The sequence below is a fragment of the Corynebacterium massiliense DSM 45435 genome (genome assembly GCF_028609805.1).
Taxonomy (GTDB): Bacteria; Actinomycetota; Actinomycetes; order Mycobacteriales; family Mycobacteriaceae; genus Corynebacterium; species Corynebacterium massiliense.
In genome coordinates, this window is sequence record NZ_CP063189.1 from 1,232,269 (window position 1) to 1,254,717 (window position 22,449).

General features: G+C 64.7%; 18 protein-coding genes. 6 read left to right on the forward strand and 12 right to left on the reverse strand.

All coding sequences use genetic code 11. From position 1 onward, the window contains the following. Positions 1-8 precede the first annotated feature (8 nt). The 4 genes from alaS to aspS form a co-directional block, all read right to left on the reverse strand. A complete protein-coding gene (gene alaS / locus CMASS_RS05815; RefSeq protein WP_022862074.1) occupies positions 9-2,672 on the reverse strand; it encodes an alanine--tRNA ligase in 2,664 nt (887 codons plus the stop codon). 145 nt (positions 2,673-2,817) lie between these two features. Beyond that, entirely contained in the window at positions 2,818-4,206 is a 1,389-nt protein-coding gene (locus tag CMASS_RS05820) for a replication-associated recombination protein A (RefSeq protein ID WP_022862075.1), read from the reverse strand. 55 nt (positions 4,207-4,261) lie between these two features. Further along, positions 4,262-5,596 carry an aminoglycoside phosphotransferase family protein gene (locus CMASS_RS05825; protein ID WP_022862076.1) on the reverse strand — a complete coding sequence of 445 codons (1,335 nt, stop codon included), beginning with the start codon at positions 5,594-5,596 and terminating at the stop codon, positions 4,262-4,264. Positions 5,597-5,602: 6 nt separating this feature from the next. Continuing rightward, a complete protein-coding gene (aspS, locus tag CMASS_RS05830) occupies positions 5,603-7,399 on the reverse strand; it encodes an aspartate--tRNA ligase (protein WP_022862077.1) in 1,797 nt (598 codons plus the stop codon). 139 nt (positions 7,400-7,538) lie between these two features. Between aspS and ypfJ the strand changes: the two genes are divergently transcribed. From ypfJ to CMASS_RS05845, 3 genes are all read left to right on the forward strand, one after another. Beyond that, positions 7,539-8,453 carry a KPN_02809 family neutral zinc metallopeptidase gene (gene ypfJ, locus CMASS_RS05835; protein ID WP_027018466.1) on the forward strand — a complete coding sequence of 305 codons (915 nt, stop codon included), beginning with the start codon at positions 7,539-7,541 and terminating at the stop codon, positions 8,451-8,453. A 78-nt stretch (positions 8,454-8,531) separates the two neighbouring features. Continuing rightward, a complete protein-coding gene (locus CMASS_RS05840; RefSeq protein ID WP_022862079.1) occupies positions 8,532-9,161 on the forward strand; it encodes a CE1759 family FMN reductase in 630 nt (209 codons plus the stop codon). Positions 9,162-9,312: 151 nt separating this feature from the next. Continuing rightward, positions 9,313-10,722 carry an L-serine ammonia-lyase gene (locus tag CMASS_RS05845; protein ID WP_022862080.1) on the forward strand — a complete coding sequence of 470 codons (1,410 nt, stop codon included), beginning with the start codon at positions 9,313-9,315 and terminating at the stop codon, positions 10,720-10,722. 75 nt (positions 10,723-10,797) lie between these two features. Here CMASS_RS05845 and hisS read toward each other — a convergent pair whose 3' ends face one another. From hisS to tpx, 3 genes are read right to left on the reverse strand one after another with little or no spacing between them, the layout of a single operon-like run. Further along, positions 10,798-12,081 (reverse strand): histidine--tRNA ligase, encoded by a 1,284-nt coding sequence (hisS, locus tag CMASS_RS05850; RefSeq protein WP_022862081.1) that lies wholly within the window; start codon positions 12,079-12,081, stop codon positions 10,798-10,800. A gap of 5 nt (positions 12,082-12,086) precedes the next feature. Further along, complete coding sequence (locus CMASS_RS05855; protein ID WP_022862082.1) at positions 12,087-12,749, reverse strand: MBL fold metallo-hydrolase; 663 nt, start codon at positions 12,747-12,749, stop codon at positions 12,087-12,089. Further along, entirely contained in the window at positions 12,749-13,246 is a 498-nt protein-coding gene (gene tpx / locus CMASS_RS05860) for a thiol peroxidase (RefSeq protein ID WP_022862083.1), read from the reverse strand. The genes CMASS_RS05855 and tpx overlap by 1 nt, the downstream gene beginning before the upstream one ends. 84 nt (positions 13,247-13,330) lie before the next feature. Between tpx and CMASS_RS05865 the strand changes: the two genes are divergently transcribed. The 3 genes from CMASS_RS05865 to CMASS_RS05875 all read left to right on the forward strand — a co-directional run bounded on the left by CMASS_RS05865 (position 13,331) and on the right by CMASS_RS05875 (position 14,678). Next, positions 13,331-14,200, forward strand: a complete 870-nt coding sequence (locus CMASS_RS05865) for a peptidylprolyl isomerase (RefSeq protein ID WP_022862084.1) — start codon at positions 13,331-13,333, stop codon at positions 14,198-14,200. 94 nt (positions 14,201-14,294) lie between these two features. Then, on the forward strand, positions 14,295-14,447 hold the full coding sequence (locus tag CMASS_RS05870; protein ID WP_022862085.1) for a hypothetical protein: 153 nt from the start codon (positions 14,295-14,297) through the stop codon (positions 14,445-14,447). A 54-nt stretch (positions 14,448-14,501) separates the two neighbouring features. Next, positions 14,502-14,678, forward strand: coding sequence for a hypothetical protein (locus CMASS_RS05875; protein ID WP_022862086.1), 177 nt, complete (start codon positions 14,502-14,504; stop codon positions 14,676-14,678). A 113-nt stretch (positions 14,679-14,791) separates the two neighbouring features. Here CMASS_RS05875 and CMASS_RS05880 read toward each other — a convergent pair whose 3' ends face one another. From CMASS_RS05880 to CMASS_RS05900, 5 genes are all read right to left on the reverse strand, one after another. Beyond that, positions 14,792-15,367 (reverse strand): DUF421 domain-containing protein, encoded by a 576-nt coding sequence (locus CMASS_RS05880; protein ID WP_022862087.1) that lies wholly within the window; start codon positions 15,365-15,367, stop codon positions 14,792-14,794. Between the two features lie 128 nt (positions 15,368-15,495). Beyond that, on the reverse strand, positions 15,496-17,577 hold the full coding sequence (locus CMASS_RS05885) for a bifunctional metallophosphatase/5'-nucleotidase (protein ID WP_022862088.1): 2,082 nt from the start codon (positions 17,575-17,577) through the stop codon (positions 15,496-15,498). Positions 17,578-17,820: 243 nt separating this feature from the next. Beyond that, positions 17,821-20,112: a RelA/SpoT family protein gene (locus CMASS_RS05890; protein ID WP_022862089.1), complete on the reverse strand. Its 2,292-nt coding sequence runs from the start codon at positions 20,110-20,112 to the stop codon at positions 17,821-17,823. Positions 20,113-20,149: 37 nt separating this feature from the next. Beyond that, positions 20,150-20,716, reverse strand: coding sequence for an adenine phosphoribosyltransferase (locus tag CMASS_RS05895; protein WP_022862090.1), 567 nt, complete (start codon positions 20,714-20,716; stop codon positions 20,150-20,152). Continuing rightward, positions 20,706-22,415, reverse strand: coding sequence for an ABC transporter substrate-binding protein (locus CMASS_RS05900; RefSeq protein ID WP_240482731.1), 1,710 nt, complete (start codon positions 22,413-22,415; stop codon positions 20,706-20,708). Before CMASS_RS05900 ends, CMASS_RS05895 begins: the two co-directional genes overlap by 11 nt. Positions 22,416-22,449: the final 34 nt, after the last annotated feature.

Here is a 22,449-nt window from a genome sequence, read left to right on the forward strand (position 1 = left end):
CCTTTCGGTTACAGCGCCTGCAGCTCGGACTTGACCGCAGCGAAACCGTCCGCGGCACCGGCTGCCTGCGCGCCGGAGCCCTGTGCCATGTCCGGCTTGCCCCCGCCGCGGCCGTCGACGTACTGGCCGAAGACCTTGACCAGATCACCCGCCTTGACGCCCTTTTCTACCGCGGCGTCGGTCGCGGCAACGATGAACGGGAGCTTGCCGTCGTTGTCGGAGCCCAGCACAATAACTGCGGCATCGTCACGCATGCGGTTGCGGATGTCCGTGGCGATGGTGCGCAGGTCGCCACCGTTTACCCCGGCGGGCAACTGCGTAGCCACGACCCGGAAATCGCCGACAGTCTCCGCGTTGCTGACGAACTCACCGGCCTGGGAAGCCAGCTGTTGCTTGCGCAGCGCGGCGACTTCCTTCTCCGCGGCCTTGAGCTTCTCGCTCAGCGCGCTGATCCGCTCCGGCAGATCCCCGGACTGTGCCTTCATGGCCTTGGAGATCTCATCGACGAGCGCTGCTTCCTTGGAGTAGTGCTTGAACGCATCCATGCCCGAGTACGCCTCGATGCGGCGCGCGCCGGAGCCGACCGAGGACTCGCCCAGCACGGACACCGGGCCGATCTGGGACGAGTGGGCGACGTGGGTGCCGCCGCACAGCTCGCGGGAGAACGGCCCGCCGATCTCCACGACGCGCACGCGCGAACCGTAGTTCTCGCCGAACAGGGCCATGGCACCCATTTCCTTCGCCTGATCCAGCGAGGTCTCGACCGTGTTGACCTCCCAGTCGGCGTCGACTGCCTCGTTGGTAATGAGGGCAATCTGATCCATCTGCTCCTGGGTGAGCTGATCGGTGTAGTTGAAGTCGAAGCGCAGGTAGCCCGGGCGGTTCAAGGAACCGGCCTGGACAGCGGTCGGGCCGAGCACCTCGCGGAGCGCGGCGTGGATGAGGTGCGTGGCGGAGTGCGCCTGGGTGGCACCGTGGCGCCACTTCTCGTCCACCTGCGCGGTCAGGTCGGCGCCCACGTCGAGGCCGCCCTCGGCGACGGTGGCTTTGTGGATCCACAGCTTTTTACCGATTTTTTGCACGTCGTGCACGTCGAGCTTGGTATCGCCCGCACGCAGCACACCGCGGTCGGCGAGCTGGCCGCCTGCCTCGGCGTACATCGGCGTCTGGTCCAAAATGACCTCGACCTCGTCGCCGGCGGCCACGGAGTTCGCCTTCTCCCCGTCGCGGACCAGGCCGAGCACCTTGGCGTCGGAGGTCAGTTCCTCGTACCCGGTGAAGACGGTCGGGTGCTCGTCCACCCACTGGCGGTAGAGCGACTCGTCGGTGTGGCCGTGCTTCTTCGCCTTGTTGTCGGCCTTGGCGCGGGCTTTCTGATCCGCCATCGCGGACTCGAATCCGGCCATATCCACCTCAAGGCCCGCCTCGTTAGCCATCTCCAGGGTGAGATCAATGGGGAAACCGTACGTGTCGTGCAGCGCGAAAGCCTCCGCACCGGAAATCTCTTTGCCGCCGGCGCTTTCCACTGCGGCCGCGGCGGTGTCGAAGCGCTGCGTACCCGACTCCAGGGTTTTGAGGAAGGACTTCTCCTCCGCCAGAGCCACGCGCAGGATGCGCTCGCGGTTATCCGCGATCTCCGGGTACGACGGCTCCATCGTGTCCATGACGGTGCCGAGGAGCTTTTCCAGCGTCTCGCCGGTGGCGCCCAGCAGGCGGGCGGAACGGATGATGCGGCGCAGCAAGCGGCGCAGGATGTACCCGCGGCCCTCGTTCGACGGGGTCACGCCATCGAGAATCAGCATCATGCCAGTACGCGAATGATCGGCGATAACGCGGAAGCGGACGTCGTTGTCCTGCTTCTCGTTGTATTTCGCGCCGGTAAGCTCTTCCGCCACGTCGATAACGGGGCGCAGCAGGTCGGTCTCGTAGACGTTGTCTACGCCCTGCAAGATGCAGGCGACGCGCTCGATACCCATGCCGGTATCGATGTTTTTCTGCGGCAGGTCGCCCACGATCTCGAAGTTCTTGCCGTCGCCGGCGCCACGCTCATACCCCATGAAGACCAGGTTCCAGATCTCCATGTAGCGGTTGTCGTCGGCCTCCGGGCCGCCCTCGGCGCCGTACTCCGCGCCACGGTCATAGTAGATCTCGGAGCACGGACCGCACGGCCCCGGAACGCCCATCGACCAGTAATTGTCCTCCATGCCCATGCGCTGGATCCGGGATTCGGGCACGCCAACCTCGTCGCGCCAGATAGACGCCGCCTCATCGTCGGTCTCGAAGACGGTGACCCACAGGCGGTCCGGATCCAGGCCGAGTCCGCCCTCTGCGACCGGGTTGGTCAGAAGCGCCCAGGCGTTTTTGATAGCACCCTGCTTGAAGTACTGGCCGAAGGAGAAGTTGCCGGCCATCTGGAAGAAGGTGTTGTGGCGGGTGGTGATGCCCACCTCGTCGATGTCCAGGGTACGCACGCACTTCTGGATGGACGTGGCCAGGTTGTTGTGGAATGGCGGGTTCTGCTGGCCCAGAAAGTACGGTTTGAACGGCACCATTCCGGCGTTGACGAACAGGAGGTTCGGATCGTCAACGGTCAGCGGCGCGCTCGGGACGCTCTCGTGCCCCAGGTTCACAAAGTGTTGGGTAAACCGCTCCCTGATTTCATGAGTACGCATGACGAAATGCCTGTCCTTTTTGTTCGACTGTCAAGGCCAGCGACCGCTTGGTGCGCGGCCGCGTAACAGCGCCCAACTTTACCCGCGGCCGCGGGCAGCGTGGCGCACGGGGTAACGGCGTTGCCGCAGGAGCCGGGGCCGAGCCCTACTTGGACCCGCGCACGATTCGGCGCAGGCGCCCGATGTAGTCCGCCACCCGCTTTTCCGCGCCGTGGTCGCTCGGCTCGTAATAGGTGGCATCTGCCAGTTCCTCTGGGAGGTATTGCTGGGTAACCACACCGCGGGCATCGTCATGCGGGTAGACGTAGCCCACCGCGTTGCCCAGGCGCTTCGCCCCCTCGTAGTGCCCGTCGCGCAGGTGCGGTGGGACATGGCCGATGTGGCCGCTGCGGACATCGGCAAGCGCGGCGTCGATGCCCCGGATCACCGAATTCGACTTCGGCGCGGTGGCGAGGTGAATGGTCGCCTGCGCCAGCGGGATGCGTGCCTCCGGCAGCCCGATGAGTTGAGCCGCCTGGGCGGCCGCGACTGCGGTGGGCAGCGCCGTCGGGTCAGCCATGCCGACGTCCTCCGAGGCGTGGATGATGAGCCGGCGGGCGATAAAGCGCGGGTCCTCGCCGGCCTCCACCATGCGGGCGAGGTAGTGCAAGGCGGCGTCCACATCCGACCCGCGGATTGATTTGATGAAGGCGGAGACCACGTCGTAATGCTGGTCGCCGTCACGGTCGTAGCGCACCACGGCTCGGTTGACGTTCTCCCGCACGACGGTGAGGTCGAGCTCCCCGCCGTCCGCGACAGCTTCAGCCGCCGCCTCCAGGTAGGTCAGCGCGCGGCGTGCATCGCCGCCGGCCAACAAGACCAGCTGGTCGAGCGCCTCCCCGGTAACCGTGATGCGATCAGCCAGCCCGCGCTCATCGGATAAGGCGCGCTGCAGAAGGGTCTTTAAGTCGGCGTCCGACAACGGCTCCAGGTGCAGCAGCAGCGAGCGGGACAAGAGCGGTGAGACGACCGAAAAGGAGGGGTTTTCCGTGGTCGCGGCGACGAGCAGCACCGTTCGGTTTTCCACCGCGGCGAGCAGCGCGTCCTGCTGGGTCTTGGAAAATCGGTGGACCTCATCGATAAACAGCACCGTGCGCACCCCGCGCGCCGCGTCCCGGCGGGCCCGGGTAATGACCTCCCGCACCTGCTTTACACCGGAGTCGAGGGCGGAAAGGCCGACAAAGTTCTGCCCCATCGCCTGGGCGATGAGCGATGCCACGGTGGTCTTGCCGGTGCCGGGCGGGCCGTACAAGATGACGGACGCCTCCCCCGATCCTTCGATGAGCCGGCGCAGAGGTTTACCGGGCGCGAGCAGCTGCTCTTGCCCCACCATCTCCTCCAACGAGCGCGGGCGCATGCGCGCCGCCAGCGGTGAGCCCGGGTGGGTGGCGAACACGTCGTGGGCACTGGCCCCCACAGGGCCCTGCCCGGGGTCGCCGTAGCTTCCCAATTCACCGGCCCCAGATCCGCCGCCAAACAACGAGTCTTGGTCCACGAGCTACACCTCCTTCTTCCGGTCAGACACACAGTACGTACAGAACGCACGGGCGCTAGTGTGCCAGCCGGCCAGCAATCTCTTCGGCAAAGCGCGCGATAGCCGCCAGCTCCGCACCGTTTGCCCTGTCCCCACTGCGCCGGGAGAAAGGCACCGCCACGCCGGCGGTGCGTTCACCGGCCGAGTCCTTGGCGCGGGAGGTATCCTCCGCGATCCTTTCGTGCGTCGCGGTTGCGTAGCGTGCGAGCGCCTCGAAGCTTTCGTAGAGATCTTGGCGCACCAACCGGTCATCGCCGGTAAATTCGCCCTTCCTGCCAGACCGAAGCAACCCGATGCCAGCGGTTAAGGCATCGGAGACGTCCGTGCCACCGCCGGACACGAGGTGCGCGTCAGCGCCGTCCTCCACCAACGCCGCGAGGGGCTCCAACCCACCGACGGCCATGGTGGCCAGGCTCGACAGCGCCCACCCCACTAAGGCGACCGTGATAGCCCGGTAACGATAGTCCCGCTCCGCCAGATTGGGCCACACGTCCTGAATCTCCCGCGTCCACGCGGTGAGGAAGGTCTCCACCTCGGCATCGGCCACCGGCTCGGCGAAAACGAACTGTGGGAATCCGCTGATGACGGACCCGACGTCGAAGGTGACGTTGCGGAAGCCCGCCCACTCGAAGTCCAAGAAGTGGATGCGGTCGGCGGAGATGATGTTGTCCGGCGAAAGGTCGAACGGGGTAAACGCGCATTCCGCCCCCGACCGGCATGCTTCTTCCGCATCCTTGGCCGCCTGAGCGAACGCCTCGGGCACGTCGAGGCCTGCCGCCGCGACAATCCGCAGGCCCAGCGGAATGGAATACGCGAGCGCCTCGTCGCGCAAAGCCTGCGAGTGCGCGTAGTGTCGGTGCGCCTTGACCAGGCGCCGCAGCAGGACATCAAAGGCTGCGTCGCGCCCCGCCGTGCCCGCATGCAGGCGCCCCAGCGCGCCACCCAGGCTGCGGAAGACGGCGACGCGCTCCTCCGCGTCGGCGCCGTGCAGGACATCGACAAGCGTGAGGCTATCGCCCAAGTCCGTGAGAACCACGATGCGCTGCTCGATGTCGTAGGCCAACAGGACCGGGCCGGGCCGCACCTCCTGCGCGAGCGAGTTGGTGAACTGGTAGGCCACCACTTCCCGCAGCAGGGCCGCATCATCAATGGAGCTGCCGGTCACGGGCGTGTGCTTGACGATGACCGACCGGTGCGGCAAAAACGGCGAGTTAGCGACCCGCGCACGGAGCACGGTGCTTTGCCCGGAGCCGTCGAGCTCTTCGATCCCGCTTAACTGCTGGGTACCGCCGAAGCGGCGGGACAATAGCCCCTCCGCCGCATCGACGATGTCGTCGATCTGGAGATCCACGTGAACTTAGTTGCTCTCGTCCTCGGCCTTCTTCGGCTTGGCGTCCACGCCGGTTTCCTTGCGCTGCTCCGGGGTAATGGGCGCCGGCGCGTCGGTGAGCGGGTCGACGCCGCCGCCCGACTTCGGGAACGCGATGACGTCGCGGATGGAATCGTAGCCGCCCAGCAGGGAGACAATGCGGTCCCAGCCGAAGGCGATGCCGCCGTGCGGCGGAGCACCAAATGCGAAGGCGTCGAGCAGGAAGCCGAACTTCTCGCGGGCTTCTTCCTCGGTAATGCCCATGACGTTGAACACGCGCTCCTGCACGTCGCGGTCGTGGATACGGATGGAGCCGCCGCCGATCTCGTTGCCGTTGCAGACGATGTCGTAGGCGTAGGCGGTCGCCTCGCCCGGGTTCTGGTCGAAGGAGTCGATCCACTCCGGCTTCGGCGAGGTGAACGCGTGGTGCACCGCGGTCCACGAGGAGTGGCCCAGCGCCACGTCGCCGTCGGCGGTGGCGTCGGCTGCCGGCTCGAACAGTGGGGCGTCGACGACCCACGTGAAGGCCCAGTCGCCTTCCTTGATGAGGCCGAGCTTCTCCGCGATGGCCTGGCGGGCAGCGCCCAGCAGCGCGCGGGAGGACTTGGTATCGCCGGCGGCGAAGAAGATGGCGTCGCCCGGCTTGGCGCCAACGTGTTCGGCGATGCCGTCGCGCTCAGCATCGGTGATGTTCTTGGCCACCGGGCCGCCCAGGGTGCCGTCCTCGGCGATGGTGATGTACGCCAGCCCCTTGGCGCCGCGCTGCTTCGCCCACTCCTGCCAGGCGTCGAACTGACGGCGCGGCTGGGAGGCACCGCCCTCCATGACCACGGCGCCGACGTATTCCTGCTGGAAGACGCGGAAGGTCGTGTCCTTGAAGAAGTCAGCGCACTCGGTGATCTTGATGTCGAAGCGCAGATCCGGCTTATCCGAGCCGTAGTACTTCATGGCGTCGGCGTAGGTCATGCGCGGGATCGGCGTGGAGATCTCGTAGCCGATGAGCTTCCACAGCTCGACCAGGATTTCCTCGGCGAGCTGGATGACGTCCTCCTGGTCCACGAAGGACATCTCGACGTCCAGCTGGGTAAATTCCGGCTGGCGGTCAGCTCGGAAGTCCTCATCGCGGTAGCAGCGCGCAATCTGGTAGTAGCGCTCCATGCCGGCGACCATGAGCAGCTGCTTGAACAGCTGCGGCGACTGCGGCAGGGCGTACCAGGAGCCCGGCTTTAGGCGTGCCGGTACGAGGAAGTCGCGCGCACCCTCCGGGGTGGAGCGGGTCAGAGTCGGGGTCTCGATTTCGGTGAAATCGTGCTTGTCCAGCACGGTACGTGCTGCACGATTGGCGTTGGAGCGCAATTTCAGTGCCTTGGACTGGCTCTCGCGGCGCAGATCCAGGTAGCGGTAGCGCAGGCGGGCCTCCTCGCCCACTTCGCCGGAGGACGACGGATCATCGATCTGGAACGGGAGCGCGGCGGAACGGTTGAGCACCTCGAGCTCGGAGACGTTGACCTCGATCTCGCCCGACGGCAGGTTCGGGTTTTCCGAGCCCTCCGGGCGGGCTTCGACCACGCCGGTAACCTTCACACAGAACTCGGAGCGCAGGTCGTGGGCACGCTCTGCCACCTCCGACTCGCGGAAGACGACCTGGCACAGGCCGGAGCGGTCGCGCAGGTCAATAAAGATGACGCCACCGTGGTCGCGGCGGCGCGACACCCAGCCAGTCAGCGTGACAGTTTCTCCAGCGAGTTCTTTGCGCAGCTCGCCTGCCAAGTGGGTACGCAGCACGTTCCTACTTTCCCTTCCCTCTTTCGCTTGCTGGCGGCATTCAGCGCCGCCACTAATGAACGCCCATAGTGTACCGCCCCACCGCCTGCCGAAAAGCCGCCCCCACCCCACTACCCCGCGATATGGCATTATCTAACCCATGACATTTCGCAGCGGTGGCAGCATTGGCCGTGAGGTATCCGGCGGCAGTGGCGGCGGCATGGGCGGCCCCATTGCGGTTGGCGGCGGCTTTGGTTCCCTTCTCCTCGTAGGTCTCTACCTTCTTCTCGGCGGTGACCCGGGTGCCCTTGGGGGCGGTGGCGGTGGTCAGCAACCGCAGCAGGAACCGGGCCAGAACCAGCATTCCGGCCAAGGTTATGGCGATACGGAAAGCGAGTACGCCAACTGCACGTGGGATGATGCGAACGAAAGCGACGGTTGCCGCATTGTCGGCACTGCGCAGTCCCTCGACGAAATCTGGAGTGACATCCTCCCGGAGCAAGCGGGGATCGAATACACGAAACCAGGTCTGCGCATCTTCGAGCAGGCCACCCAAACCGGCTGCGGTGCAGCATCGTCCCAAACCGGCCCCTTCTACTGCCCGCAGGACGAAACCGCTTACTTCGACACCTCGTTCTTCTCCATGCTCAAGCAGATGGGCGGGTCCGCCGCACCGCTTTCGCAGGAATATGTTGTCGCCCACGAGTTTGGCCACCACATCCAGGACCTCGAGGGCACCCTGGGCATGTCCAATTACGACGATCCGGGCCCGGATTCCAACGCGGTGAAGATCGAGTTGCAGGCAGACTGCTACGCAGGTGTGTGGGCCTCCCGCGCCGATAAGGGCGATAACCCGCGCCTCGAGCCGGTCACCGAGGAGCAGGTTGCGACCGCGATGAAGACGGCTGGTGCGATTGGCGATGACCACATTCAGGAATCTCAGCAGGGTTACGTCAACCCGGAGAGCTTTACCCACGGCACCTCTGAACAGCGCCAGAAGATGTTTATGGCCGGCTACCAAAACGGCACCATGGGCGCCTGCGACATCTTGGAGCGCGGCGCGTACAACTCTTAGAATTTTCTTCCCTGCCCCGTAGCGCCCGCTCTCGCCTCATCGTGCGGGCGCTTTTCTTTTGCGTTTGGAGGATTTACCGTGCCTACCCTCGCAGTGGTTTCCGCGGGTCTGTCCACCCCATCGACGACGCGGGCGCTTGCCGATGCCCTCTCCGATACCGTCTTGACCGAAAGCCAGACCCAGGGGCGCGAGCTGTCGGTCGAGACCATTGAGCTGCGGGATCTCGCCGGCGAGCTCGTGGACGCGATGACCGATTGGTCGAGCCCCACCCCGCGGCTCAACGCCGCGCAGGAGACGATTACCGGGGCCGCCGCCCTGATCGCGGTCACCCCGGTGTTTCAGGGCAGCTACTCCGGTCTGTTCAAGATGTTTTTCGACACCTTCGACCAACACGCCCTGGAGGAACTCCCCGTCCTCGTCGCCGCCACCGGTGGTTCGGCGCGCCACGCCGGCATTTTGGATTACTCCCTCCGGCCACTGTTTAACTATCTCCATGCCGTGGTGGTGCCCACTGGAATTTTTCAGGCAGCGAATGACGTTGAAAGAACGGCAGGGGCACGACACCATAGCGATTCAGATAACGCGTGGGACGAAGACAGCTACTTCGATGAGCGCATCGCGCGAGCGGCCCGGCAACTCACCCAACTCATCGTCTCACCGCCACAGGCGGGGCCAGCCGGAGGCGACGGGGATCTCGGCACTACATAGTCCACGCCACCGCGCAGCCGCTCCGCTGGTTCTGTGCGTCTCCCCCACAGCCGAAATGTGACGTAGACTACGCGTACGATATCGTTACCGTTCGAAAACTACCTCCGCACTTTCCTCCTCAGAAGCTTCGACAGAAAGGGGTGCTGCGACTATGTCCGTGAGCGTCACCGACATCTTCTCTATCGGCATCGGCCCGTCCTCTTCCCACACGGTGGGGCCGATGCGTGCTGCCAAAGCCTTCATTGAATCCTTGAACGAGTATCCCGCGAAGGTGACCGCGGAGCTGCGCGGTTCGCTATCCGCCACCGGCAAGGGGCATGCGACCGACCGCGCCACCATCCTCGGCCTGGTCGGCTGGGATCCGCTGACCGTGCCGCTGGACGCTGAGCCCGTTGCGGGCATGGTCCCGTCCGAGGGCCACGCCGCCGGCCCAGCCGGCGAGCTCGATTACGAAATCACCTGGAACAACACCCCGGTGCCGGAGCACCCGAACTGCGTCATCTTCAACGCCTACTCCGACAGCGGTGAGACGCTCGCGGAGCACGCGGAATACTTCTCCGTCGGCGGCGGCTTCATCCTCTCGCGCGCGGAGCTCGACGAGCAGCTCGCCGAAGACGACGAGGTCCCGGCAGGTGCTGCGGCAGCCGATACCGAGGACAACGTTCCTTACGAGTTCTCCACCGCGGACGAGCTGATGGAGATCTGCCGCCGCGAAGACAAGAAGATTTGGGAGATCGTCCTCGCCAACGAAGACGTGGTCCACCGGGCCGAAGGCGGCAAGGACGCCGTACTCGAGCACCTGGATAAGGTGTGGGACACCATGCAGGAGTGCGTCCGCGACGGCATCTCCACCACCGGCACTCTGCCCGGCGGCCTGGAGGTTCCGCGGCGCGCCCCGCAGCTGCACCAGAAGCTTCTCGACGGCGAAAACGGCGATGAGACCAGCGGCTTTTCCGCCATGGAGTGGGTCAACCTCTACGCCTTGGCCGTCAATGAGCAAAACGCCGCGGGCGGTCGCGTTGTCACCGCGCCGACGAACGGCGCCTGCGGCATCATCCCCGCGGTCATGCACTACGCGCGCGACTTCGTCCCCGGCTTCGACCGAGACGCCGCCCGCCGCTTCATGCTGACGGCCGGCGCCGTGGGCATCGTCATCAAGACGAACGCGTCCATCTCCGGCGCTGAGGTCGGCTGTCAGGGCGAGGTCGGCTCCGCGTCAGCGATGGCCGCAGCTGGCCTCGCGCACATTCTGGGGTGCACCCCGGCTCAGGTAGAAAACGCCGCCGAGATTGCCTTGGAACACAACCTCGGCCTTACTTGCGACCCGGTCGGCGGCCTCGTGCAGGTGCCGTGCATCGAGCGCAACGCCATCGGCGGTGTGAAGTCCATCAACGCCGCGCGCCTGGCCAAGATGGGCGGCGGCACCCACTTCGTCTCGCTGGACAACGCCATCGAAACGATGGCGGATACCGGCCGCGACATGATGGCCAAGTACAAGGAGACCTCCATGGGCGGCCTGGCCAAGACCATGGGATTCAAGGTCTCCCAGGTGATGTGTTAGCGAACGCGCTAACGCCCCTTCGCTAACACATCACGTTGTCAGTGGGCTAAGTCGGCGGGCCTTAGTCGGCGGGACCTAGTCCGCAAGCAGTCGGCGCACCGCGTCGACTGCTTTTTCCATTTCCGCGTCGTGCTGCTCGTGGGCCACCAGGTCCTTGACGGCTACGGTGCCAGCCGCAAGCTCTTGGTCGCCGAGCACGAGAGCGACCTTGGCGCCCGCACGGTTCGCGCCCTTCATCGCACCCTTCAGCCCGCGGTCGCCGAAAGACATATCCGCGGAGATACCCGCACGGCGCAGGTCGTTGATGATGAGTGCCATCCGCCGCTTCGCGTCCGCACCCATGGCCACGCCGAAGACATCGACGCGCTTTTCCGCGTCCTCGACAGTGATGCCCTCCGCCTCCATCGCGAGGACCGCGCGGTCCTCGCCGAGGCCGTAACCGATGCCGGACAGGTCCTGGCCGCCGAGCTGCTGCATCAGCCCGTCGTAGCGTCCGCCGCCGCCGATGCCGGACTGCGCACCGAGCCCGTCGTGGACGAACTCGAAGCAGGTCTTGGTGTAGTAATCCAGGCCACGGACCATGCGAGGGTTGATCTCGTAAGGGACACCCATATCGTCCAGCAGGCCGGTGACGGTCTCGAAGTGCGCGCGGCACTCGCCGTCTAGGTGGTCGAGCATCAACGGGGCATCGGCAAGCGCCTCCTGCATCTCCGGACGCTTGTCGTCGAGCACGCGCAGCGGGTTAATTTCCGCACGGCGCTTGGTCTCCTCGTCGAGGTCGAGCTTGAACAGGAAGTCCTGCAGCTTTTCACGGTAGGCAGGACGGCAGTTGCGGTCGCCCAGGCTGGTCAGCTCCAGACGGAAACCGGTGAGCCCCAGCGCGCGGTAAGTGCGGTCTGCCAAGGCGATGATCTCCGCGTCCAGCGCCGGATCGTCGACACCGATTGCTTCCACGCCCACCTGCTGGAGCTGGCGGTAGCGGCCCGCCTGCGGGCGCTCGTAGCGGAAGAACGGGCCGGCATAGTTGAGTTTGACCGGCAGCTGCCCCCGGTCCAGGTGGTGCTGGATGACCGCGCGCATCACGCCCGCGGTGCCCTCCGGACGGAGAGTGACAGACCGGTCGCCGCGGTCGGCGAAGGTGTACATCTCCTTCGAGACCACGTCGGTGGATTCGCCCACGCCGCGGGCGAAGAGGGCGGTTTCTTCGAAGATGGGCAGCTCGATGTGCTGGAACCCAGACAGATGCGCCTGCTGCACCATCGTCTCCCGGACGTGGTAGAAGGTCCCCGACTCCGGCGGAACGTAGTCAGGGACGCCTTTCGGTGCGGACAGGGCTGCAAACTGATTCTTCGAACTCACGCAGATCAGCGTACAGGCTTCGCCCCAACCAGGAAGGGATTGGTCAGCTTCTCTTCGCCCATCTGGCTGCGCGGGCCGTGGCCGGGATAGACCTCAAGATCATCGTCGAGGACCTTCACCTTCGTGCGCAGCGAGTCCTGCATGGCCTGCGGGTCGGAGTATGGGAGGTCGACCCGGCCGATCGCACCGCGGAACAGCACGTCCCCGGTGAGCACAAACTCGTCGCCTTCCAACAAGACGCACCCCGGCGAGTGCCCCGGGGCGTGGTGCACGGTAAAGGCGTGACCCGCCAGTTCGACCGTCTGCCCATCGCTCAGCTCGCGTACTTCCGCCGGAAGCTTGGCGATGTCCGCACCGAACATCCGCGCCGCCTGCTGCGGGCACTCGTTGCCTGGCTCGAGCATGAACGCGTCCGCCGGGTGGATGTACACCGGCGCCGAGTACTTCTCGGCCACTAGCGCGGCGTCGCAGACGTGGTCGATGTGACCGTGTGTTAACACCACGGCTTCGACCTCGACCTGGTCCTGTTCCACCGCCGCCACGACGGCGTCCATTGCTTCCATCCCGGGGTCGACAAGGAACGCCTGAGGGCTACCATCCGCCGTCTCTTCGGACACCAGGTAGCAGTTAGCCGACAGCGGCCCGACGGTAAGAGTGCGGATACGCATTACGCGAGCGCAGCGAGAGCGGAGTCGTAGTCCGGCTCCTCGCCGATTTCATCGACAAGTTGGGTGTAGACGACCTTGTGGTCGGCGTCAGTGACCACCACGCCGCGGGCCAAGAGGCCCTGCAGGGGCGAGCCCTCGAGCTCCACGCCGAGCTTGTCCGCGAAGTCACCGCGGAACGCGGAGGCGGACACTACGTTGTCGATGCCCTCGTTAGCGCAGAATCGCTGCTGTGCAAAGGGGAGATCCTTGGACACAGACAGCACGACAGTATCTGCGTGATCCGCGGCCTTTTGGTTGAAGGTGCGCAGCTGCTGTGCGCACACACCGGTGTCCACAGACGGGAAGATAGAGATAACCAGCTTCTTCCCCGCAAAGTCCGCCGGGGTCAGTTCCTGCAGATCGGTTCCCACGACGGTGAAGTCCGGCAGCTGCTCTCCTACTGCCGGCAGTTCCCCGCGCGTGGTGGTCGGTTCGCCTTGAAAAGTTACGTGTGCCATGGCCCCGACTGTACCGACCCGACTACTACAATCATCCCCCGACACAATCGAAGTAGTTTTCGTCCGACGACATTAAGGGAAGTAATGACCGACACCCACTCGGATAACCGGAAACGCGGCGAGCAGGCGCTGTCCAAGCTCAACCGCGAGCTCAATGCGCGGGAGCGCAAGGAAAAGACCCGCCCGCTCGGCGTCGTCGCTGTCGCCGCCGTGGCCATCCTCGCCCTCGTGGGCGGCATCTGGTTCATGGCCACCCGCGACGGCGATGAGGAAGTCGAAGCGCAGGACGAGACCTCGCAGGAGCAGACCACTGAGCAGGCGACCGCGGAACCGCTGTCCGGCCAGCGCAAGGAAGCTTTGCCGGCGACGGTGACGTGCGACTACAAGGACGCCGGCGAAGCCGCGAAGAAGGTGTCCAAGCCGGCGGGTGACGATGTCTCGACCAAGGGCACGCAGACCGTGACCCTGAAGACCAACCAGGGCGACATCGACATGGAGCTCGACCGCGCGGTGTCCCCGTGCACGGTGAACGCAATTGAGCACCTGGCCAAGGAGGGCTACTACAACGACACGGTGTGCCACCGCATGACCTCCGGCGGCCTCAACGTCCTGCAGTGCGGTGATCCCAGCGGCCAGGGCAGCGGCGGCCCGGGTTTCCAGTTCGCTAACGAATACCCGTCTGACGAGATGGGTGATGACCCGGCGGCCCAGAAGGAGCCGGTCACCTACCCGAAGGGCTCCATCGCCATGGCGAACGCCGGCGCGGACACCAACGGCTCCCAGTTCTTCCTCAACTACGACGACTCGGAGCTGCCGCCGGACTACACCTACTTTGGCAAGGTCGGCGACACCGGCCAGAAGACCCTGGACGGCATCGCGGAGAAGGGCGTTGAAGGCGGCGCGCCGGACGGCAAGCCGGCTGAAGAGGTGAAGATCGAAAGCGTCGAGGTCTAGGATTAACAAAAAATTTGCTGTCAGTTCACTAACTCAGCGCTGAAGTGTTCTAAGCTATCGATGAACTTCTACTCGCGTCTTGAGAGGACACAACATGCTTGAGATTCTTCAGGCCGGCAGCGCTGTGCTGAGCTTCTTCCGTGCGATTGACAGCCTGGCCACCAACCTGCCGAAGCTGGGCTTCGAGCTTCCGCAGTTGCCGACCCTGCCGGAGCTGCAGCTCCCGGAGTTCAACCTCCCGTTCTAAGCTTCCGCCCCTTCCCTTTCCTTCCACCCCTTCTTTTCCTCTGGAAGGATCATCATGACCACGGCTGCTACCGCCGCTGCCGCCGCCGGCCTGAGCTCCACCTTCTTCACCATCGCGAAGTTCACCACCCTCGCTGCCAGCATCGTCAACATCGCTGTGACCTGGCAGGACATCCTGCCGAAGCTGGCTGAGCAGATGCCGGCTCTCCCGCAGTTCCCGATGCCGTTCTAAGACCGGCTGGGAGGCGCTGAATATCAGCGCTCACGCACTAGCCCCTTGCCCTCAACGGGCAAGGGGCTTTATTCGTGGTCAGGTACGGCGTGGGGCGCGCCGAGAATAGACTTTTATTTCTCCGGCCGTGGGCCGTCTGCTTCCGAATAACCGATTGCGGAGGACAGCACGTCCCGATCGATGGCCTGTCCCCTCCGGATAACGGAGATGTCCCCAGTGGGTTCGAGAATCATCGCGCCCACTTCAGCGCGGGCCCCGACGCCGCTGCGCCGCATAGCGGAATAGATATCGCTGTCTGCCATGTGCGCCACGTGCATGCCAGCAGAAACAAATTCACCGTTGAACATGAGGAGAATGGGCCGGCGGTCGAGGATGCGCGACCACCCGAATTTCTTGCGCGCCTCGCCGAAAATTGCCTCCAGCGCCATGAGCGTGGCCAGGCCCAGAATGCCCGCGAGAAGCGACGGCGGGTGGCCGATGATGACGCGGCCGGCCACCGCGCCGAACATGATGATGACCACGGCGTCGGAGCCACTCATGGAGGTCAACACGCGTGATCCGAACAGCCGGGTAAGGATCATGAACGCGATGTAGATACCGACGGCGGACAGGATGACCACCGGGATGCGGTAGGTCTCAATACTCAACTGGTTGTGCAGTTCGTTGACAAGTTCATCGCGCCATTCCACCCGTTCCAACCTACCCGTTCGCCTACCGAGAAATTCAGCGTGGTCGCACACAAAGCTCCCCGCACCGGAAGCATTCTCGATGCGGGGAGCTGAAGATAGCGCGGGGCTAGAGATTCACCCCGTGCGTGTTAGAAGCCAAAGGCTTGGCGGACCTGATCTGCCCACGGCTGGGCAGCGTTACCGATCATCGGGGCTGCAATGGCCGCCAGGGCGGCCGAACCGCCCGCGGCACCCAAGACGGCCGAGCCGTTGGAGGACAGACCGTCAGAAGACAGCCCGGGGAGGCCCGAGCCATTGCCGCCCTGCTGGCCAGACTGGTCGTCGTCTGACAGATCACCGCTCAGCTTGCCTACCGGGATGCGGATCGGCGCCTCGTCCCCACCCTGAACGTCGGTAGTGATTTCCAGCACGGAGTCAGCGTCGATGCCCTGCGGAACCTCGAGCTGCACCTCTGCGCGGCCGTGCTCGTTGCCCTGGTCGTCGCCGTCGCCGGCCGCGTTGTTGATGTCTGCGGTCGCGGTGGCATCGCCCAGCTTGACGGTCACGTTCTTCGCCTGCGGCTCACCTTCCGAGGTGTAGTTGAGCCCGGAAAGCTTGACGGTCACGGTGTTGCCCGGCTTCAGCTCGCCGTCGATGTGGACGCCTGCATCCCGCTGGGCGAAGGGGTACTTCTTGTCCTCGCGCGCCAGGTACTTCGCGTACACCTGCAGGTCGTTCGCGCCTACGTTGACAACGTCCTTGGCGTTTTTAAACGCGTCGAAACCGTCGCCGCCGGAGAAGAGGAAGGACGATGCCGCGACGGTGTACTGCTGGTCGGCAACGATCGGCTCGCCATTCAGGCTTGCTGCCAGAACGCGCTCTCCCTGCGGCGCGCTCGGGTCGTAGGAGTAGGTGAAGCCCTCAGAGAGGCCAAGTGCCAGGCGTGCGCGGTCCCCGCCTGCCTTCCACTGCTGCTCCAGCAGCTGAATGAGATCAGCGCCGGTGAGCTTGCCCACGGAAATGTCGTTGTTGAACGGCTGGACCGTCGCGGCCTGCTCGTAGGTCACCTCGCCAGCCTCCAGGTCCTCGCGGACGCCGCCGGCGTTCATGATGCCGATCTGCACATCCTGGCCCGTCTCCTCAGACAGGATGGCGCGGTTGGCCTCCGCAATGAAGTTGTTGCCGGTGGATTCCGTGCCACGGTTGGTGCCCGGCGCCTTTCCGGGCGCGCTGCCGCGCACAAGCGGGTTGTCGAGCTTGCCCACAACCTGCTTGCCCTTTTCATCGGCGACCTTCTGAGCCTTCTTCACAATCTCGTCGATGTTCGGATCGGGATCCAGCGCCGCCGCATCAGCCGCGGAGTACTGCTTGAGCTCGGAGTTAGTCAGCTTGCCCGCCTGACGGTCGTAGGTGAGGTCGACATCGTTAAGCAGCTTGCCGTACTCGTAGCCCTGCGCCCAGAGAATGTCCGGCTGACCTTCGCGTTGGATACGGCCCTCGGTCTTCTGGTGGGAGTCGCCACCGAAAATGACGTCGACGGAATCGTCAAAGCCGTCCTTGTATTCCAGCGCGTCCTCGTGCATAAGAGCGACGACGACATCGGCTTCGTTGCTCTCCTTCAGGCGCTTGGCTTCCTTGTTGGTCTCCTCGACCGGGTCGGTAATCTCGATGCCCTCGATCTTGTCCGGCGCGACCTTGCTCTTGGTCAGCTGGGTGACGGTACCAACGAAGCCGACCTTGACGCCTTCCACTTCCTGAACGTAGGTGGCCGGAAGGATCCGCTCGCCGTCCTTGTACACGTTCGCGCCCAAGATCGGGAAGTCGGACTTGTTCGTGATGCGGCCAGTGAGGTCATCTACACCCTGGTCAAACTCGTGGTTGCCCACTGCCGAGACATCGAGTCCCATAGCGTTGAGCGCTTCCATCGTGGGGTTGTCCTGGTCGATGGCAGAGATGAACGCAGAGCCGCCGACGTTATCGCCCGAGCTCGTGAGAACGTACTCCTGGTTCTCGTTGACGTGCTTGACCAGGGACTGCAGCCGAGCCGCGCCCATCTCCTTGCCCTCGGCCATCTCCTTGCCCGGCAGGAGGTGCCCGTGGAAGTCGGTGATATTCGTGACAGAGAAGGTCACCAGATCCTCTGCGCTGGCAACGGCGGGGATTACCGCGGCGGTGGTGGCGGTGATGGTGCCTGCGGCGATAATGTGACCTAGGCGGCGGAAACGCGACATGAAGCTACTCCTCGGGAGAAACGCGACCAATAAAACATACGGCGTAAAAGAACCGGATCTTTTATAGCGCGCATTCAGTTAGGCGGCAGGTTACCCAGGCAGGCATCAGAGAAAGTTTGCGGACACTTCACCTGCCGGGCACAGGCGGTTAACGTGCCCGTCACTTCCTGCCGCCGCGCCGCGTATCCGACGCCGCCTCCACGCGCCGCGTCCGGACACCCCCGTGCCGGACACCGCGCACCGCTAGGCGGTCACGCGATATACGTCGAAGACGCCCTCCGTATTGCGCAGGGTGGTAATGAGCGCGCCCAGCTGCTTGGCGTCGGAGACCGAGAAGGTAAACCGCATCGTCGCGATGTGATCGTCGCCGCGGTTGGACTGCATCGACAGGACGTTCAGGTTCTGATCGCTGAAAATGCGGGTCAGCTCCGACAGCAGGCCTTGCCTGTCGATGGCCTCTAGCTGCAGCGTCGCCGCGAATGCCCCCTGCGAGCCGGAGCCGGTATCCCACTGGACGTCGATCATGCGGGCGGTGTCCTCGCGCAGCTTGTCCGCGTTCGTGCAGTCGACGCGGTGCACGGACACTCCCCCGCCCCGGGTGATGAAGCCGAAGATGTCATCGCCCGGCACAGGTTGGCAACACTTTGCCAATTTGGCCAGCATGTCCGCGCTGCCCTCGACGAGGATTCCCGCGCCCGCGGCGGAGTCCCGCGTCGACCGCGGTTCCACCTGGGTCAGCTGCGGCAGCGGAGTGCGGGAGACAAGTTCGTCCGCGGCTTCTTCTTCGTCCCCAAACAGTGCGGTGAGCTGGTTGGCCACGTGGTGGGCGGACACGTGGCCCGCGCCGATGGCCGTATAGAGCGCTTCCACGTCCGGGTAGTGCAGCTGCTGCGCGACCTCCTTCATCGAGGAGGCGGTAAACAGCCGGTGCATGGGCAGGCCGCCGCGCTGCACTTCCGTAGCCAGCGCGTCCCGGCCCGCTTCAAGGTGTTCTTCGCGCAGCTCCTTGGCAAACCACTGCCGCACCTTCGTCTTGGCGCGTGGGGAGACGAGGAAGTCCTGCCAGTCACGGGACGGGCCGGCGTTCGGATCCTTGGAGGTGAAGATCTCCACCCGGTCGCCCGACTTGAGCTCCGACTCGAGCGCGACCAGCTTGCCGTTGACCTTCGCGCCGATGCACCGGTGGCCCACCTCCGTGTGCACGGAGTAGGCGAAGTCCACCGGCGTGGATCCCGCCGGCAAATTAATGACGTCGCCCTTGGGGGTAAACGCGAAGATCTGCGTGGTGGTTAAGTCGTAGCGCAGCGAGTCTAAGAATTCGTTGGGGTCAGCCGCTTCCTTTTGCCAGTCGAGCAACTGGCGCATCCACGCCATCTGGTCGACTTCCTCGTTCTTGCCGGAGTTTTTCCCCTTCAACTCCTTGTAGCGCCAGTGCGCAGCCACGCCGAACTCGGCGTTGTAGTGCATCTCGTGCGTGCGCACCTGCACCTCCAAGGTGGAGCCGCCGGCCATCACCGTGGTGTGCAGGGACTGGTACACCCCGAAACGCGGGGCCGAGATGTAGTCCTTGAACCGCCCGGGCAGCGGCGAAAACAGCGAGTGCACGACGCCGATGGCCGCGTAGCAGTCGGTGACGTCATCGACCAGCACCCGGATGCCGAGCAGGTCGAAGATCTCCGCGAAGTCACGGCCGCGCACGATCATCTTCTGGTAAATGGACCAGTAGTGCTTCGGCCGGCCCATCACCTCAGCGTGGAGGCCGTTTTCCTTCAACGCGGCCGAGACCTTGTCGATGACCTCTTTTAGAGCCCTGTCGCGCGACGGCGCGTGGTCGGCCACCATGCGCACGATTTCGTCGTACTTCTTCGGGTACAAAATCGCGAAGGCGAGGTCTTCCAGCTCCCACTTCACGTTGGCCATTCCCAGCCGGTGCGCCAGCGGGGCGATGACCTCGAGGGTCTCGCGTGCCTTCTTCGCCTGCTTTTCGGGCGGCAAAAAGCGCATGGTTCGCATGTTGTGCAGGCGGTCCGAGACCTTGATGACCAGGACGCGCGGGTCGTTGGCCATCGCGACGATCATCTTGCGGATAGTCTCCGCTTCGGCGGCCGCGCCCAAGGCGACTTTGTCCAGTTTGGTCACGCCATCGACAAGCCGGGCCACCTCGGGGCCGAAGTCATGGGTGAGATCCGCCAGCGAGTAGTCCGTGTCTTCGACGGTGTCGTGCAACAGTGCCGCGACGACGGTCGTGGTGTCCATGCCGATCTCCGCGGCGATGGTGGCCACCGCCAGCGGGTGCGTGATGTACGGGTCGCCGGACTTACGAAAGACCCCGGTGTGGAGGCGTTCCGCGGTGGAATACGCCCTATCCACCAGCGCCATGTCCGCCCGCGGGTGGAACTGCCGGTGAATGGACATGAGCGGATCCAGCACCGGGTGGACCTTGACTCGCCCACCCGTGAGCGATCGCGCCAACCGCGCCGACATGTGGCGCATGCTCTTGCCGCCAGTGCGGCGTGATTTATCGTGTCCCGCCATGTAGGTAGTCTACTTAGTCACCTACGGCGAGCACACGCTAGGACGCGTCAACGGCGGAATCGCCCTCTTTGCCCAGCACAACCAGCGGCGGGCCGGCCAAACGTTCGCGCCCGCCAAGCCCGTCGACCTCGATGACCACCACGTGGCCGGCAATCTCCGCGCCGGCGGTCTGCAACAGCTTCGTCGCGCCGTACATGGTGCCACCGGTGGCCAAGACGTCATCGACAAGCGCGACCTTGCGGCCCTTGATCGGGATCCCCTCGGCCGGGATTTCCAAGGCCGCGCTGCCGTACTCCAGCTCGTATTCCTCGGTGATGACCGGCGGCGGCAACTTCCCCTTCTTGCGGATGGCGAGGATGCCCAGGCCCAGTTTGTAGGCCACCGCGGAGCCCAAGAGGAAGCCACGCGCATCGAGGCCGCCGATAAGCTCGGCGCCGAGCGCCCGGCACTCCTCCGCCAGCTCGTCGACGATGACGTGGAAGGCCTCCGGATTGGCCAAGACCGGGGTCAGATCCTCAAACAGGACGCCTTCCTGCGGAAAGTCCTGGACGTAACGGATGTTGTCGGCGATTGCTTCCCGTCCGTTGGCGTATTTAGCGCTCACTAGGTTCCTCACTTTGTTCCTCGGGCTCCGGAGCTGCAGTGTCAATCCATCGGTCCATGTTCCAGCCGATTCCAGAAAGACCAGTGTACGGCACGACGTTGCGCACCGCGCGGTCGATGACGAACGTGCGCGGCTGACCAGCCAGCGGGATCACGTTGACCTCGTCCCACAGCTGCTGCTCCATCTTGCGCAGATCCTCATAGTCCTTCATGTTCGCGGACACCCCGCCCTGTTCGCGGAGGGGATCCACCGCAGTAAGGAAGGCGTCCGCCTGGGGTGCTTCCTCGCCGGAGTCCGGCTCGAGGCGCGCCGGCGACGAATCGGCGTCGGAGACGTCCTCGATGGTGATCCCGGCCGGTTCGCAGGACTTCTTCAAGCTGTCGACCATCTTGGACAACCGTTCGTCAGGCCCCAGGTAGCCCACCCGGACCGTCTCGCCGGACAGGGCGCTGGCCTTGTCGATGTCCGTGTGGGCGTGCTCTTCCACCACATTCTTCAGGTGCTGGACCATGGGGTCGGTATGCCGCACCGAGTGGGTGTAGACCGGCGGGACATCGACCCCGAAGGCCTCCGAGCTCACTTTGGCTATCTCGCCTTGGTCGACACATTCGGCGAACGCTTGCCGCGCCCCTTGGTCCGCGAAGAGCCCGGAGTGCGACAGCACCAGCGAGTCCGTCAAATCCCCCACCATCGACTCGATCTCGAAGGGATTGTCCGGCGCGTTCCGGTTGAGCCAACCCGGGTTGGCCTCCGGGGCGTCGATGACCTTGAGGTTGCCGCTTTGCAGGAGGCCCGCGGTGTTCGCATCTTTCGGCCACACGGTGATGTGTTCCAGCGTGGCCGGGTTGCCGTAGTAGTGGTCGTTGCGCTTGAGCACGACCTCGCCCTGGCGGCCGACCCGGTCAATCACGAACGGGCCGAAGGACACCTGCAGATCCGGATCGAAATTGTCGGTGTCGAATCCGTCGCGCCACAGGCGGGCGACCTCTGCCAGCTGATCAGCATCCTCCGCGTAGAGCGCGCCGAGGAGGTCTTCCTGGCTCATGCCTGCCTTCTTGGCGATGGCATGCGACGGAACCACCGTGCCCGGCCCGAACATGTAGCGCCAGCGATCTCCCTGCCCCGGTTTGAAGGTCACCAAGAAAGTCTTCTTACCTGGCCCGCACTGCAGGGTGTCGATCTGATCCATCAGCGGCATGTGCGAATCAAAAAGTTCTGACATGGTGCCCGCCTTGTAGGCCAGCAGGTAGTCATCGCACGTCACCGGCGCGCCATCGTTGTAGGTGGCCTTGTCAGACAAGGTATAGAGGACGGAGCGCTGCTCGCCGGGGAATTCTTCGGTCTTGACCAGATCCGTGTTCGGGATCATCTGACCGTTCGGCCCGGACACGTACGCAGACGGGTACAGCCTGCCGGAGAGCACCTGCGCATTGTTTGCGGTGCCCAACGCGCTTCCCGCGTTTGTGGTGCTGAGACCCGAGTTTGCCTGATAGCCGAAGTAGTCGGTGCTCGGCGGCGGGCCTGCCGATGTCGACTCCGCGTGCGAACCGGCCCCACCGGCACCGGAGTCACATCCGGCGAGCCCCACGGTCACCGCCACAGCGGTGAGACCAGCCAGGATTCCGCGTGCGGCTCGGCGCCTGGTGTGAGCCAGATGCCCCTCCGCACCGCTATTTGTTGCCGCGGGCGCAGCTACCACATTCATCCCTTCCCTAGAGATAGGCGTAGTTCCG